The sequence below is a fragment of the Blastopirellula sp. J2-11 genome (assembly GCF_024584705.1).
In the GTDB taxonomy this organism is placed as follows: domain Bacteria; phylum Planctomycetota; class Planctomycetia; order Pirellulales; family Pirellulaceae; genus Blastopirellula.
Genome location: NZ_CP097384.1, coordinates 4,203,754 through 4,218,516 on the forward strand (window position 1 = coordinate 4,203,754; position 14,763 = coordinate 4,218,516).

Genomic DNA, 14,763 nt, shown 5'->3' on the forward strand with positions numbered 1-14,763 from the left:
CTGGGGATCGTATTCTAGCGCCAAACGCGCCACGGTCACAAGCCGCGCAGAGGAGAATTACGGGAGTTCACCGGCAGAAACGCCAACGTTTGTCGTCGCGGACGCGTCAGTCGGAAATTTCGGCAGTTTTGCAAAGTCGGCGCCGGCGATTTCGGCGCCTGCTTTTTTGTCATAGGCGTAATTTGCATCCGCTTCCGCGTTCAAGCGATAGTCGCTTAACCGACGCTGTGAATAGGGGGGCAATTGATCAAGCGGCTGCGCCCAAGCGACCGGATCTCGTTTGCCAAATTTATCTCCCTCGACCGCGGCGCCCCACATTTCGGCATGCAGCGCTTCGATCTCCAGGCGAGTCTTCTTCTCCCAGAAGATTTGCCTCAGACTGCTGGTCAAATCATAGAAGTTGTTGTCACCTTTGAACCGCACCGCATTCAGATCGGTCAGCTTGGCGCTGGGAGCACGATCATATTGCAGCAACATCGCTTCGCTGGGCGACCAGCGGACGATGCAATCGGTCAACGTCGCCTCCAAGTCGCGTTGCTCGGGGAATTCGGCCGAACTCTCCAAGCGGAACAGGCCTTTAGCCGCGGCGGCCGTCACACGATTCAAACGGACATCGATCAGATCGGTCGAAGCTTTGGTCGAACCTTGCGCGTCGAGCAACACGCCGGAGATCGCCAGCAATCCGTTTTGCCAATCGAACTTGAATTGCGACGCCTGATCAAGGTGAACGACGTCCGTTTCGCCACGGATCACGGTATCGACCAGGGAGATCGACGGCGGACGAAACATCATCGCTTCGGTCGTGATGGCCGGCGCCATCGCAATCGTGACCGGTCGACGAAATACCGAGGGCAACATGGCCATGTTGGCCGGAGCAACCACGGTAAACGTACAACGATTGGTTTTGATGGCGCCGCCGGTCTCAAGTAAAAACAAACTGCCTGGATCGACCGATGCGTCGGTTGTTTCTAGTCGAAACGCGATGCCGTCAAACAAGGCTTGTACTCGGCCAACGCGAATCATGTTGCGATACATTGACATCGCGTTGATCGCAATTGTCATTTCGGGCGCAAAGCCGATCGCCGCGCGAAGCGTGATCTTTTCGGTCTCTATGTCTCCTTCCAGCAATAACGGCGCATCCATTTTGACGGGGCCGTTGAAACGCAATTCGATCGTGTCGATGCGACTGTCGAGCTTCGCCTTGGTGACGGCGTCGTAAATCTGACTGGCGCTCGCGGTGCTGACGACCTTCACATTGGGCATTTCCACCGTCGCCGGCGGCATAATCATCGGAGCGACGGAAGGTTCCTGCGGATTGGAGGGCCGCGCAGGCGGAGTCGTCGCCGGGCTAGGCATTGCATCCTCAGGAATCGGGAGCACGCGATCGTTGCGGCTGCCTGTCGCTGGCTCGTTGCCAGTGGGATTATTGAGCGTGCGGTGTCCGCTTGGATCCTGAAACGTCAGTCCTGGCAGGAGGTATTGACTGCTTCGCGCCGACCAGACCGCGTCCATCACAAAAAAGATAGCGATAAACGCCAGAATCGGAGCAATCCAAGGAAAATGACGCTCAACGATCGTCGGGGGCTGAACGTCCGCGGCGATCGTCATTCCGCCGCCATGCTGCAGATGGATTCCCAGGTCTTCGCAAAACAGCAGCATTTCGGCGATAAACTCGGCCGGAGTTTGATAACGATCCTGCGGGTTCTTGGCGGTCAACCCGCTCAGCAGCACCATCGTCTCGTCAGGAAGATCGTCGCGTAGCTCGCGCGGATCAAGCGGTTCGTCACTGCTGTGGCTAAGCAACTTCTGCAAGACCGTTCCTTCGGGAAACGGCGGTCTGCCGGTCAGCATGTAATAGAGAGTGCAGCCAAGCGAGTAGAGATCGCTGCGCACATCGGCCAAGCGCGGATCACGCGCCTGCTCGGGTGAAATATAGTCAAACGTGCCAAGCGTGACTCCACTAGCGGTCAAATCACCATCGCCGGCGTCGACTTGATGCAAGCGGGCCAGCCCCATATCGACTAGTTTCGCTAAGCCGCCGGAACTGACCAGAATGTTGGATGGTTTGATGTCGCGATGAACGATGTCGCGCTCCGAAGCATGATGCAACGCTTCGGCGATTTGCAGCGTATAGTCGAGCGCTTGCTCGACCGGCAAGGGACCATCACGATCGACCAGATCGCGAATGTTGTGCCCTTCGATGTACTCGAAAACGATGTAGTTCCAATCGTTGTCGGTACCGACGAAATAAACGCGGGCGATATTCGGATGGTCAAGCCGAGCGGCGCTTTGGGCCTCGTTGCGAAAACGGCGAACGGTTTCTTCGCTACCGTTGTTTTCGCGCGACAAGACTTTGATTGCGACTTCGCGTCCGAGCAGCGTATCAAAACCGCGGAAGACGGCGCCCATGCCGCCGGCGCCGATAAACTCGCGCAGTTCAAAGTGCCCGAGCGTTTGACCAACCAGGTCGTTGCGAAGCCAGGCGCTGTTGATCGGGCGAATCGTAGAACCGCCATTGCGTTCGGCTCGGTCTCGCGCCGAAATCACCGTCGCTTGTTCTTCGGTCGTCATCAACATCTCAGGCGCGGCGGTCGACGGCAAATCGCGCGCAGAAGCGGCCTTCGTTTCGCGCTTGGCGGAAGCGCTAGACGAGGACGACTCTTGCGTCACATCGGCGTCGGGCGAATGAGAGTCCACGACCGCGAATACCTCGAATGAGTTGGATGCGGTTTATTGGAAAAGCAAAAACATGTCGTTAACGATAAGACCTATCGACATGTATCCTTAGCTGATTCTAGACACGGCTTCGCAATCGTCAACCGAATGTCTCGTGTGCTAATGACTTACGAAAATCTCTTGCGTCAAAAAACGACCATGCCAAATGCGCCTATCATGCCGTTCATGCGGCTGAAAAGCCATCGTAGATGCGTTAGGCCATGTCGCCGGCATAGATCTGGCAATAGCTCTCATACCGGCGAACGTCAAGAAATCCGTCTGCTACAGCCCCTTTAACGCCGCACCCCTCTTCGTGAGTATGCGAGCAGTCGGGAAAGCGGCACCCTGTAATAAAGGGGCGGAGATCGCGAAAATATCCGGCGACTTCTTCCGGAATCACGTCCCACAGCTGAAACTGTCGAATTCCTGGGGTATCGACCACATGCCCCCCGGCCGCTAGCGGAACCAAACTGGAAGTCGTCGTCGTATGGCGTCCTTTGTCGGTCGTTTCGCTGACGTGACCGACCCGCAGGTTCAAGCCTGGTTCGATCGCGTTCAAAATAGTCGATTTGCCGACGCCGCTTTGCCCCGAGAGGACGCTTGCGCGATCGCGGACGGCGACGCGCAGTCGCTCGACGCCGATTCCTTCGGTCGCCGACAACAGAATGACCTGATAGCCCATCTGACCATAGACGCCGACCAGCGGTTGCAAATCGGCAGGATCAATCAGGTCGACTTTGTTGATGCAGATGACCGGCGTGATTCCCGCTTTTTCCGCCGTGATCAAATAGCGGTCAATCAAGTTCGGCTTCAGATAGGGTTCGGCGGCGCTGGCGACAATCAGCAGTTGGTCAACGTTGGCGACAATCACATGCTGCCGACGCTTGCTGGCCCGACAGAGAATCCCATAACGGGGCTCGATGCTCTCGATGACGCCTTCTTGGTTATCGGCGGCGCGAAACCAAACGCGATCTCCAGCTGCGACCACATGCCGCTGATCGGTCGAAAGCGTTTTTAACAGACGCCGAGTGGCGCACTGATAAATCTGGCCGCTCGCCATTTCGACTTCGCTGACCAGTCCGCGAACGCGTAACACGCGCCCCTGCAGACATTCTGATTGATCAACGTCGATTTGCAGCTCGCCATCTTCACCTTCGGCGGCGCCATGGATTGTTCGCTTGCGGGTCAGGTCTCCTTTGCCAGACAGACGTTCGGCCGAAGCGAGCTTGTCATGGTTGATCTCGTCTTTCGCGAATTGACGAGTCAGATCGGCGTCGCGAACGCGCGAGGACCGGTTCTTGCGGAATTCAGTGCGAAACTTTTTGGAACTGCGCTTCGCCATAGGTTCTTGCGACTACGCCTCTTCCGATTGCGTGCGCGGAGGAGCCTCGACGCCGGGCATTCCATTGCTTGATTCGTACCGGGTCTCTTCTTCGTGATCCGTTTTCTTGTTCAACGCATGCACCGACGGGCCGATCAGCGCGGTGATCTCCACGTCAGACAACTCTTCTTTTTCGCACAACTCTTTGGTGAGACTTTCCAGCTTCTCTCGATTCTTCAACAAGACGTCGTAAGCCCGTTTCGCCGCGTCATGCAAAATGCGGGCAATTTCTTCGTCAATCACCTGCATCGTGTGTTCACTGAACAGACGAGACTCGTGCATTTCGCGTCCTAAGAACGGATCTTCGCCTGACATCTTGTAGCTGACCGGTCCGATTCGCTCGCTCATGCCCCACTGAGTCACCATCCGGCGAACCATTTTAGTGGCTCGCTCCAGGTCGTTCTCGGCGCCGGCGCTCAGCTCTTCGTAGGCGATTTTCTCGGCGGCGCGGCCCCCCAGGATAAACGCCAACTTGTCGAATAGTTCGCTCTCGCTGACGTTCATCCGCTCTTCTTCGGGCACTGTCTGCGTGACGCCCAGCGCACGACCGCGCGGAATCACCGTTACCTTATGCAGACGATCGACACCCGGCAGCAGCCAGGCCAATAACGCGTGACCCGCTTCGTGATAAGCAGTCTTTTCTTTTTCTCGCGCGACCAGCGTTTCTTCGCGACGAGCCCCCATCAAGATTTTGTCGCGGGCATATTCAAAGTCGATCATGTGGACTTCCGTCTTGTCCTGACGAGTCGCCCACAGCGCCGCTTCGTTGATCAGGTTACGGATGTCAGCGCCGGTCAGACCGACGGAACCGGCCGCCAAACGCTCCATCGAAACGTCATCCGATAGCGGCACGTTTTTCACATGCACTTTGAAGATTTCCAAGCGCCCCTTCAAACTGGGACGATCGACGGTAATATGCCGATCGAAGCGGCCTGGTCGCAGCAAAGCGGGATCGAGCACGTCAGGTCGGTTGGTCGCCGCGACAACGATGACGGTTTCGCCCTGCGTGAACCCGTCCATCTCGCTCAAAATCTGGTTGAGCGTTTGCTCGCGCTCGTCATGACCACCGCCAAGTCCGGCGCCGCGTTGGCGACCGACGGCGTCAATTTCGTCAATGAAGACGATCGACGGCGCGTTGTCTTTGGCCGTTTTGAACAAGTCACGAACGCGACTCGCGCCGACGCCGACAAACATTTGAATAAATTCAGATCCGCTCACCGAGTAAAACGGCACTCCCGCTTCGCCGGCGATCGCGCGAGCCAAGAGGGTTTTGCCGGTGCCAGGAGGTCCGATCAGCAGCACCCCCTTGGGCACTTGGCCGCCGAGACGTTGAAATTTTTCAGGCTTCCGCAAAAAGTCGACGATCTCTTGCAGATCGCTTTTCACCCCTTCCAGTCCGGCGACGTCGTTAAACGTCACGGCGCGGCGGTTGGCTTCGTACTTTTTGGCCGGGCTCTTGCTAAAGCCTGACAGAAAACCGCCTCCCATGATCTGATCACGGCTACGGCGGAAGCTGTTCCAGATCAATAACAACACCACTAGCGGCAACAGGGCGAAGAGTACGCCCAGGATGACCATGCTGTGGTTTTGTTCTTTGTAGGCGAACTCGACGTCGTTCTCGGTCAGCAGCGTGGTCGCTTCGGCGGCGGCGGCGTCTCCAGCGCGGATATTCACCCGAAATTTCGACGGCAGTTCGATTGGATTGTTATTTTTATCCTTTTTCTCGACAAACTTGCCGTCGGCCCCCTCCTCCCGCGCATGGACCGTGCGAATGAATTCGCCGGTGATTTGCGCTTCATCAATCAAGACGTCTTTGACGTTATGATCTTTGACTTGCTCTTCGAATTTCGAGTAGGAGATCAGCCCGCGGTTCGAGCCTCCTGGAGACGCCAACAGCATCACCACCAGCACCGCTAGAAGCAGCATCACCAAAAAGATGCTGAACTGTGGCCGGAAGCCGCCGGGTGCAGGCTCGTTTTTCGGGTTCTCTTGATTCGGATCGTTTGGCTGTTCCGCCATCCATATTCCCTTACAGGGACCAACTATTGATTTGAAACGCGGTAGGATCGACGTGCAGGATACGGCGCAAATCGCCGCAAAACCATAAGTATTCTTACCTTTTGCATATCAAGTTGCCCACCCCCTGAGGCTTTTAACATCGTGACTTCGCAGCCGCAAAACCCGCAAACTACGCCTGTTCGACGCAAAGCGGCGGTTGCCGTGATCGTGCGACAGCGGCGACTCTTGGTGATTCGTCGATCCGAGAAAGTGGTCGCGCCCGGCAAACTTTGCTTTCCTGGCGGCGGCATCTTGGCAGGCGAGTCGGAGCATGACGCAGTAATTCGAGAAATCCAGGAAGAAATCGGCGTCTCCTGCGTGCCGCAGCAAAAAATCTGGCGTAGCCAGACATCTTGGGGCACTGAAGTCGCCTGGTGGGAGACGACAATCGATGCGGCGGCTCCCTTGACGCTTAATCTGGAAGAAGTCGCCGAAGCCGTCTGGTTACGCCCTACTGAGCTGCACGCTCGCGCCGATTTGTTGCCAAGCAACTACGAATTTCTCTCGGCCTGGAAAGCCGCGAAATTCAGCATCGGCGGATTTAGCGACCCGTTTGGCCCGCATGACGGCGATTGAAGATTTCAGGATCAAACGGATCCCGTGACTGATAACCGCCGCTTTGCCCTGCTGCAGCTGGAGCCGGCGTATTTGGCGCTCGCTGAATGTTGCTCGGCAGTGAACCCGGAAGCGTGCTGGACGATGGACTCGGCGTCATCCGGGAAGACGGGATCGGCGTCAGCGTCTCTTGAAATCCAACTTGCTGAACCTCGTTATTGAGCGGTCGCGCTTCGCCGCGCGGCTGAACGGTGATCGCCCATGCACGCAATGCTGCAAGTTGTCGCGGCCAAGCGTTCGTTTTCGTGTTGATTTTGTTGCCGTGCGTGTCGTACAGCACTTCCAACAGGGGGATCGTGCCGTTTTTGAGCTGGGCGACATCGTAAGTCGCCTTCATATTCCGGAGGGTCAAACGCCGCGGCATTAGCCCGTGTCCGCTCTGAATCAATTTGAATTCCGAAACGGTGGAGGCCGAACCATGGCACGCCGACGCGGAACAAGCGTTTAGCAAGATCGGCTGGACGATCGTCGCAAATTGCCCGACCGCCAGCGGGTGGAACTTTTTGGTGAATTCTTCCAATTCTTTGTCCGAGATCACCGCGAGCTGGTCCTTGACCGGGGTCTCTTCGATCGCCGAAGTCATCGCAATTTCTGGTTGCTTGAGCAGTGAATCGAGCCGCCGTCGCGACATTTGGCCCATCGCATTATCGGGTTCCGAGCGTTCTACCCACCGTAAATGGTGGTCTGCTTCCGAAAAAAGTTCCGATCGCATGCACCATTCGGCGATCTCTAAGCGTCCGGCGATCGTATCCAACGATACTTGTCCACAGCGGTACTCATGCGCTTCGGCCAAAGTAGAGCAGCGATACTGCACCTGCTTCGAGGCGACTCGAATCACCGCATCCTCATTGATTGCAACAACATACGCATCGCCAGACACGGTAATCGCACCGGCGAGAGTATTGCCGTTTTTCAACAATAACACGCCGTGCGTAGGGCCGATCCACCCTTCCTGGCCAAGAGCGGGGGAAACGGTCGCTAACGACAACAACAAGATGGTCAGTATGCGTTTCATGGGGGTCGAAGGCTATCGATCCTCTCGACATGCGTCAATCGCAATTCGCCGCAGCGGCAAAATGCCGTTTGTGAAGAGAATTTCACTAAAATCCGCACAACCCGTTACATGTCAACAACTTCCGGCTTTATTCGACTACTAGCAAATCGCCGTCGCCGCAACTATATTGGAGCTTTCCTCACTTCAAGCTGGCATGAGTGCAGCGAAATGAATGGCAACTGGGTACGGCACGAGACCATTTTCGTGGGTCGCGTACAGGGAGTCGGTTTTCGCGCGACGGCGCAAAATATTGCTCGTCGCTATCCTGTCGTTGGATTTGTACAGAATCTAGCGGACGGATCGGTGCAATTGGTGATCGAAGGCGATCCCGAAACATGTCGCCAGGTGGTGTATCACATCGCCGACCAGATGGAAGATTTTATTGCTGAACGAAAAATGCTCTCGAGTGACGCTACTGGTGAGTTTGTTTCGTTCGATATTCGTGACTGACATTCGCTTATCCCGTTTTCTCCTCCTCTGCTCAGGACGATACGACGCGCTATGACGCCACTTCTCGCTTTCTTCCACATGTCGTCAAAGAATTTCGGTCACTGGGTCACTTCGCTGTGGCTGTTTGGCATAGGCGTTATCCTGGGCGGCCTTGTCGTCTTTGTCGCCTGGTCAATCGTCAAGGCGCTTGCTCCGAAGTACGCCGACCGCTGCGTTGAAGCGCTGCGGGGTTCGATCCTGTTTCCGATCACCATGGTGATGTTGATCTGGGCCGCAATCGGCGTTTTTGGAACCTTTGCGGTTCAAGAACCAACCGCGATCCTCAACTCACTTCGTCGCCTTCCCTACGCCGGAGCGTCCGATCACAAAATTGAGATCCCCGCGACGACCGAGTTGAACGCCGATGGCACGGTTCCGACCGTTGATCTCAACATCAAAGTCGATTCTGACGAACTCTCGAAACTCGAAATCGACGCGACCGGACGCTTTGACCTAGTCGCTCGCATTGTCGGAGAGCCGGAAGATGTCGCAACCTACACCATCCGAGAAGCTTCGGTCTGGCAATGGACGCGCGGAGACAAAGCGTTTCTCTCGCGCAAGCTGCCGCCGGGACAAATGGTCGAGTTTTTTGCTCGCAATGACACCGAGAACCCGATCGAAGGGATCATGACCGTCACGATCGAGCCGGAGCATGTCGAAGCGGTTTCGATTTTCTCGACCGCACTGATCGTGGCGATGCTCTACTTTGTCTATTTTGGCTACTCGATGTTCTTCCCGAAGACGGTCGCGATTTCCGAAGCGACCGCGACTTCCGAAATATCGCAACTCTTGTTCATGCTGTGCGCCGTCATCGGCTGCTTGTTTATGATCATCGCGATTTACCTGCCGTATCAAACCTTTGGCGAAGACATCAAGGTCCTCAAACACACCGGACTTCAGGTGATGTTGATCTTGGGAATGATCGTCGCGATTTGGGCCTCTAGTACGTCGATCTCCGACGAAATCGAAGGGAAGACCGCGCTGACGCTGCTGTCGAAACCGGTCAGCCGTCGCCAGTTCATCATCGGCAAATTCCTGGGCATCGTCGGCGTGGTCGCGGTGTTGTTTGTGATGGTCACCCTCTTCTTCCTACCGGCCGTCGCCAGCAAACCGATGTTCGACTCGCGCGAAGGCGCGACCTTCGAGTACGAACGCTTCGGCGAAAAAGGAATCAGCTGGCAATTGCTGCACGAAGAGACCGTTGACGTCGTCCCCGGCGTGGTCCTCGTCTTTCTCGAAACCATCGTCTTGGCGTCGGTCAGCGTCGCGATTTCGACCCGCTTGCCGATGATCGCCAACTTCATGATCACCTTTGGCGTCTACGCGATGGGGCACCTTACCCCGGCGATCATGCAAGTGTCGGCCCAAGGGTTTGAACCGGTGAAGTTTGTCGCTAGTTTGTTGGCGACCGTCTTGCCGGTGCTCGAGAACTTTGAGATTTACGGCGCTATCTCCGCAGGCCGCGAGGTCCCGATGGAGTACATCGCGCTTTCAGCCTGCTTCGCCATCCTCTATAGCTTGATGGCGATGTTCCTGGCGCTGATCTTGTTTGAAGATCGCGACCTGGCGTAAGCCCCAAGAAGGACCAACAAAAAAGGCGCCGCTATGCGGCGCCTTTTTTTGTTCGTTCTTCGTAAAGCCATCTGGGTAGAGTGCGTCAAGACGCACGTCGAACCTGCCCTATCGGCCGCTATCCCCTTCGCGCGGCGACGCAAACGATGAACGCCGCCAGCGCTAGCCGCTGTAACCTATTTACAATGCCGACGCGAAGTTTGCCCCTGAGCGCAACGCAGCAAGCGTTCTCTTTCTTAAGCCCAACGGGCTGCTCTAATCTAGCCCAGGGTGGAGTCGCGCAGCGACGCAACCCTGGGTCGATGCTTCAGGGGCTGCAAACCCAAACGTCAACCTTTCTGCGCGCTGTAAACCCAGGGCTGCGTCGCCTGCGGCGGACTGACCCTGGGCTAGAGCGGTTTCCTGCTAGCTGACCCATTTTGATTTTCCAACGATTGAAAGTGAAGATGGTGCTGCGCGGCACGTATCGACATCAGCCGCACGGCGTTAGCCGCGGTTTTTGCCTCCAATTTTCCGTCGACAAAGAGTTCCTGTCAGCTGGGTAGGGTGCGTCAAGACGCACCTCGAACCTGCCCTAGCGGCCGCCATCCCCTTCGCGTGGCGACGCAAGTGGTCAGCGTTGCTGGTGTTACCACGCTGGGTTGGATTCTTTCGCCTGTGGCAGGGCTTGGTGCGTCTCGACGCACCCTACGGATGTCTTATTTAGTCCTTGACAAATACTTAGGATATTGTGATACTTATGTGCGTAACTAATCAGTGATCGGCTCGGCGGCCGTTCTGTGCGCGTTTCTGCGCGTTGACTTCACGACTCTCGCACGGGGGAGCGATATCGGATGAGAATCAAACAAATTCGCCAGACCATGACGCGATTACGCAAGAGTAATGCGGCGCTGCGCGACCGGGTCTCGGCTCGTGATCAGACGCAGGACGAAACGCTCGAAGCGCAGTGGTTAGCTTGTGCTTTGATCACGCCCACTCTGTTGTCCGCAGACCCGCCGCCGCTCGAATGTTTTCGGAGCAAACGACATCGCGATCTCTACTCGGTGATGTTGCAATTGCACGCGGAATGCGGCTCTGCCAGCGACGTCCCGCAACTGATTGACCGGCTGTCGTCCGCCGGATATCACCGGCAACAAACGGTCCATTTGCTCGACGCCATCATGCACTGCGACGCCGACGAAACCGAATCGGATCGTTATGCGGAGAGCTTGCTGCAGCGGCTTTCGAACGACGACGCGATGGCAAACGAAGCTGCTGACGAAGCGGGTTTAGGCGACGGACAAATCGTGCGGCTCGACCTGACCGGCGGCAGCCCGTTTCAGGAATTCACCACCGAGCAATTTTTAAACGAGGCCAAACCGCGCGAGTGGTTGTTGCCTGGCGTGCTCGCGCGAAACGAACCGGCGGTGATCGTCGGGCCGAGCAAAAGCATGAAGTCGTCGCTCGCGGTCGACTTGTGCGGCGCTTTGGCGAGCGGCGGCAAGTTTTTGGGGCAGATCGCCGCCGAGCGCGCGTTTCGAGTCGGGTTTCTTAGCAGCACCAGCGAGCGTCAGCTGCTCGTCGACCTTGCGCGGCGGTGGAGTGACGCGTCTGGCGTGAATTCGACTCAGCTGCCGAATTGGATCTGGGCGCTGTCGATGGCCGGCCTGGCCGACGCCGCCAACTTGCAGCACTTGCGCGATTGGATTTCGCGTCATCAATTGGAAGTGGTGATGATTGATCCGCGGCATTTGATCGCGCCGCTCGGCGGCGCCCAAGCGGCGCAGCTGCGCAAGCTGATGCAATGCTGTCTCGACGCAGGCGCTACGCCGATCCTCTGCCGCAGCACGCAAAAATCGATCGGGCGGCGCGGCGTCGATACATCCCATTTGGCCAGTGCCGGCTGCGAAAGTTTCGCCCAACAATGGATATTCGTGAACCGCCGCCGCCAGTTTGAGCCCGGCAGCCGCCAGCATCATCTGTGGCTCACGATCGGCGGCAACGCCGGGCATAGTCGACGATGGGGCGTCGATATCGACGAAGGTCGCGGGGACGAAGCGACCAGCCGAAAGTGGAACGTCACGCTGCATGAAGCGGAGTCGCTGCGCGGCGAAGCGGTCGAGCAAGAGACGCGTACGCAGGAGCAAAAGTTGCAAGCCAAGCTTCGCGTCGCGATCACGCGCCTCGATCCAGAAAGAGCGACCAAGTCCAAAATTCGCGAACAAAGCGGAATCAGCGGAACCAAGTTCAGTCCCGTGTGGGACCAGATGATCGCCGCAGGCGAAATCAGGATGACCAGCCCCGCCAAGGAAGAATCGCGCTACGCCTACCCACGCTATCACTTGGCCGACCCACCCATGCCGCCAGAAAAAAAGGATCCGGTCCTGTCCAACGATCCGGTCCTGTCCAACGATCCAGTCCTGTCCAACGATCCAGTCCTGTCCAACGATCCAGTCCTGTCCAACGATCCAGTCCTGTCCAACGATCCGGTCCTGTCCAACGTTTTGATCCGGCCAGCAAGTCCCGTCCGGTCCAAACCCCCAAAAGTGCGAAGCCGCCGAGAGATCAATCAGCGGCGCGCCAAAACCAAGCGCCGCCGCGCCAAACGATAACACGGAAGACATGCTTTTTCTACGAAGACGCAGTAAGCGCATGGCGCCGGGCCATGGGCAGATCGCGCTCTTTGACAATTCGCGTTTCGAAAAGCAGAGACGGTCCGGTCCGCTGGGTGCAGCAGGTAATGCAGAGAATTGCCAGCTCTGCTTGTTCCCAACGCAGCTGCTACGCCGCCTCTCGTTTTTGCGGCGTCAGGCTTGGCATCGGCGCGAATTGAGGTCCGCGGACCGAGCGTTGCGATTCGTGCCAGACGTGACGTTGCACGCTTTTGGCGACCATGTTAGCCACGATGACCGCTTCGCGTCCAGCAGCGCCATCCACACGCGGCTTTTCGCCGGTCGTCATGGCATGGACGAAATCGGCCTGTTCATCGGCGATTGCATTGGTCGCCGGCAGTTCGACTTCTTCTAGGGGAAGGAGCGACTCGAACAAGTGCTGACGAATGTGGTCTTTCTCGGCCTGCGGCAGCGCGTGAACATCCAATTCTCCAGCAGCCAGGCGCGCGTCGGGTTTGATCGACTGCAGCTTGCGGCTTCCCATGTCGATCTGTACAAACCCGCCGGCATGAAAAACCTTCATCTCACGGCGCGGCGAAAAGCTGCTGCGCGACGCGGTAAGATTGGCGACGCAGCCGTTTTCAAAGGTCAAACGGGCTTGCACCATATCTTCGTGCGGTCCAAAGACGGTCGCGCCGATCGCGTCGACTTCGACCACATGGCTGCCGGCGAGCGACAATACCAGATCGATGTCATGAATCATCAAGTCGAGCGTGACGCCGATATCGACCGAACGGAACGAGTAACCGCTAGTTCGCGACGCTTCGATATACCGCGGACGATCAATCCGCTTGCTCGCCGCGACAAACGCTGGATTAAATCGTTCGACATGTCCGACTTGCAGAACGCGGCCATAAGTTTTGGCGAGCGCTAATAAACGATCGGCGTCCTCAATCGACAAGGTAATCGGCTTCTCGATCAGCAAATCGACGCCGCTGGCCAAGAGATCGGCTGCGACTTCATAGTGATATTGGGTCGGCGTGGCGATGATCGCCGCATCAAACTGACCAGCGATTTCGTGATGAGACGCGTGAGCGGCGACTCCGTTCTCGGCGGCGGAAGCTTCTCGCGCCGCGGCGATGGGATCGACGATCGCAACCAACTCAAGCCCGGCGGTTTGTTTCGCCAGACGAGCATGAATTTTTCCGAGGTGACCAGCGCCGATGACGGCGAGACGACGATGGAGCATGGCGGAATCCTTTCCAGCCTAATCGCTCGCCGCCGTTCCAGAATGCAGCGACGATCGTACCTTGAAAAATAGAACTAGGCCGAACGTCGCAGGCCCAGTTGAACTTGATTTTCGAGCAGTAGTTGCTTGACCAACTCGGCGTTCAAGCGATGACCGCTACGATAAGCGATTATCGAACCGGCGATGTCACAGCCGGCGAGCGCAAAGTCGCCAATCAGGTCGAGCGTCTTGTGCCGCACGCATTCGTCGTCAAAACGAAGCTCGTTCTCGATCGGACCTTCCGGCCCAAAGACCACCAAGTCTTGAAAACCAACTTGTTTGCAAAGTCCTTGCGAACGGAGCCACTGGGCTTCGCTTTCAAGCACAAAGGTGCGAGCCGACGACAATTCGTGCTCAAAAAACTTGGGCGTCAGCGAACCGGTGAGCGTTTCTCGGCCGATCGGGCTATTAAACCCATAATCGAGCCGATACTTGAAATCGAGCTGCAACTTGTCGCTGGGACGAGCTTCGACCCAGGCTTCGTCATCGCCGACACGCACGATGTCAGAAATAACCAGCAGCTTGCGAACCGCATCTTGTTGGACGATTCCGGCCTGTCGAATCGCTTCGACGTAAGCGGCGGACGAACCGTCGAGTCCCGGCATTTCGGGCGAGACGACTGCGACTTCGCAATTGTCGACCTGCATGCCAGACAGAGCGGCCAACACATGTTCGACCATTTCGACCGAAGCTCCACCCACCGTCAGATTAGTGCGCCGGGGGACTTCGATTCGATTGCTGACCAGCGCCGGCACGCGCGGCCGACTTGGCAGATCTTCGCGGACAAAGGTGATGCCGGCGTCAATCGGCGCGGGTCGAAATTCGACTCGGTTCGATTTGCCCGACCAGTAGCCAATTCCTTCGACCGAGACGCTCGAAGCGAGCGTGCGTTGGAAACGATACTCGCTGTCGTAACGCAGCAACTGTTTCTTCATGGATGCCGGATGCGCAAATGGGTGTGCTGCAAATATCAAGCGGCGGTAGGCGCAACTGCCTCCGC

At 57.0% G+C, this 14,763-nt stretch carries 10 protein-coding genes; 4 read left to right on the forward strand and 6 right to left on the reverse strand.

The genetic code is table 11. From position 1 onward, the window contains the following. Positions 1-57: 57 nt before the first annotated feature. From M4951_RS16615 to ftsH, 3 genes are all read right to left on the reverse strand, one after another. Positions 58-2,697, reverse strand: a complete 2,640-nt coding sequence (locus M4951_RS16615) for a serine/threonine-protein kinase (RefSeq protein ID WP_262022770.1) — start codon at positions 2,695-2,697, stop codon at positions 58-60. A 232-nt stretch (positions 2,698-2,929) separates the two neighbouring features. Continuing rightward, positions 2,930-4,057, reverse strand: coding sequence for a ribosome small subunit-dependent GTPase A (gene rsgA / locus M4951_RS16620; protein ID WP_262022771.1), 1,128 nt, complete (start codon positions 4,055-4,057; stop codon positions 2,930-2,932). Positions 4,058-4,069: 12 nt separating this feature from the next. Next, complete coding sequence (gene ftsH, locus M4951_RS16625; protein WP_262026931.1) at positions 4,070-6,022, reverse strand: ATP-dependent zinc metalloprotease FtsH; 1,953 nt, start codon at positions 6,020-6,022, stop codon at positions 4,070-4,072. 234 nt (positions 6,023-6,256) lie between these two features. Between ftsH and M4951_RS16630 the strand changes: the two genes are divergently transcribed. After that, positions 6,257-6,730 (forward strand): NUDIX domain-containing protein, encoded by a 474-nt coding sequence (locus M4951_RS16630; RefSeq protein ID WP_262022772.1) that lies wholly within the window; start codon positions 6,257-6,259, stop codon positions 6,728-6,730. Here M4951_RS16630 and M4951_RS16635 read toward each other — a convergent pair. After that, a complete protein-coding gene (locus M4951_RS16635; protein WP_262022773.1) occupies positions 6,696-7,784 on the reverse strand; it encodes a hypothetical protein in 1,089 nt (362 codons plus the stop codon). The two genes, M4951_RS16630 and M4951_RS16635, sit on opposite strands and share 35 nt — an antisense overlap. 207 nt (positions 7,785-7,991) lie before the next feature. On the opposite strand from M4951_RS16635, the gene M4951_RS16640 reads away from it, so the two are divergent. The 3 genes from M4951_RS16640 to M4951_RS16650 all read left to right on the forward strand — a co-directional run bounded on the left by M4951_RS16640 (position 7,992) and on the right by M4951_RS16650 (position 12,475). Beyond that, positions 7,992-8,273 (forward strand): acylphosphatase, encoded by a 282-nt coding sequence (locus M4951_RS16640; RefSeq protein ID WP_262022774.1) that lies wholly within the window; start codon positions 7,992-7,994, stop codon positions 8,271-8,273. 51 nt (positions 8,274-8,324) lie between these two features. Beyond that, the gene (locus tag M4951_RS16645) at positions 8,325-9,884 is read left to right on the forward strand and encodes an ABC transporter permease (protein ID WP_262022775.1); all 1,560 of its coding nucleotides are present in this window, start codon (positions 8,325-8,327) and stop codon (positions 9,882-9,884) included. Between the two features lie 833 nt (positions 9,885-10,717). Further along, positions 10,718-12,475, forward strand: a complete 1,758-nt coding sequence (locus M4951_RS16650; protein WP_262022776.1) for an AAA family ATPase — start codon at positions 10,718-10,720, stop codon at positions 12,473-12,475. A 169-nt stretch (positions 12,476-12,644) separates the two neighbouring features. Here M4951_RS16650 and M4951_RS16655 read toward each other — a convergent pair whose 3' ends face one another. Both M4951_RS16655 and lpxC read right to left on the reverse strand, forming a co-directional pair. After that, the gene (locus M4951_RS16655; protein WP_262022777.1) at positions 12,645-13,724 is read right to left on the reverse strand and encodes a Gfo/Idh/MocA family protein; all 1,080 of its coding nucleotides are present in this window, start codon (positions 13,722-13,724) and stop codon (positions 12,645-12,647) included. Between the two features lie 74 nt (positions 13,725-13,798). Continuing rightward, positions 13,799-14,698 carry a UDP-3-O-acyl-N-acetylglucosamine deacetylase gene (gene lpxC, locus M4951_RS16660; RefSeq protein WP_262022778.1) on the reverse strand — a complete coding sequence of 300 codons (900 nt, stop codon included), beginning with the start codon at positions 14,696-14,698 and terminating at the stop codon, positions 13,799-13,801. Positions 14,699-14,763 lie beyond the last annotated feature (65 nt).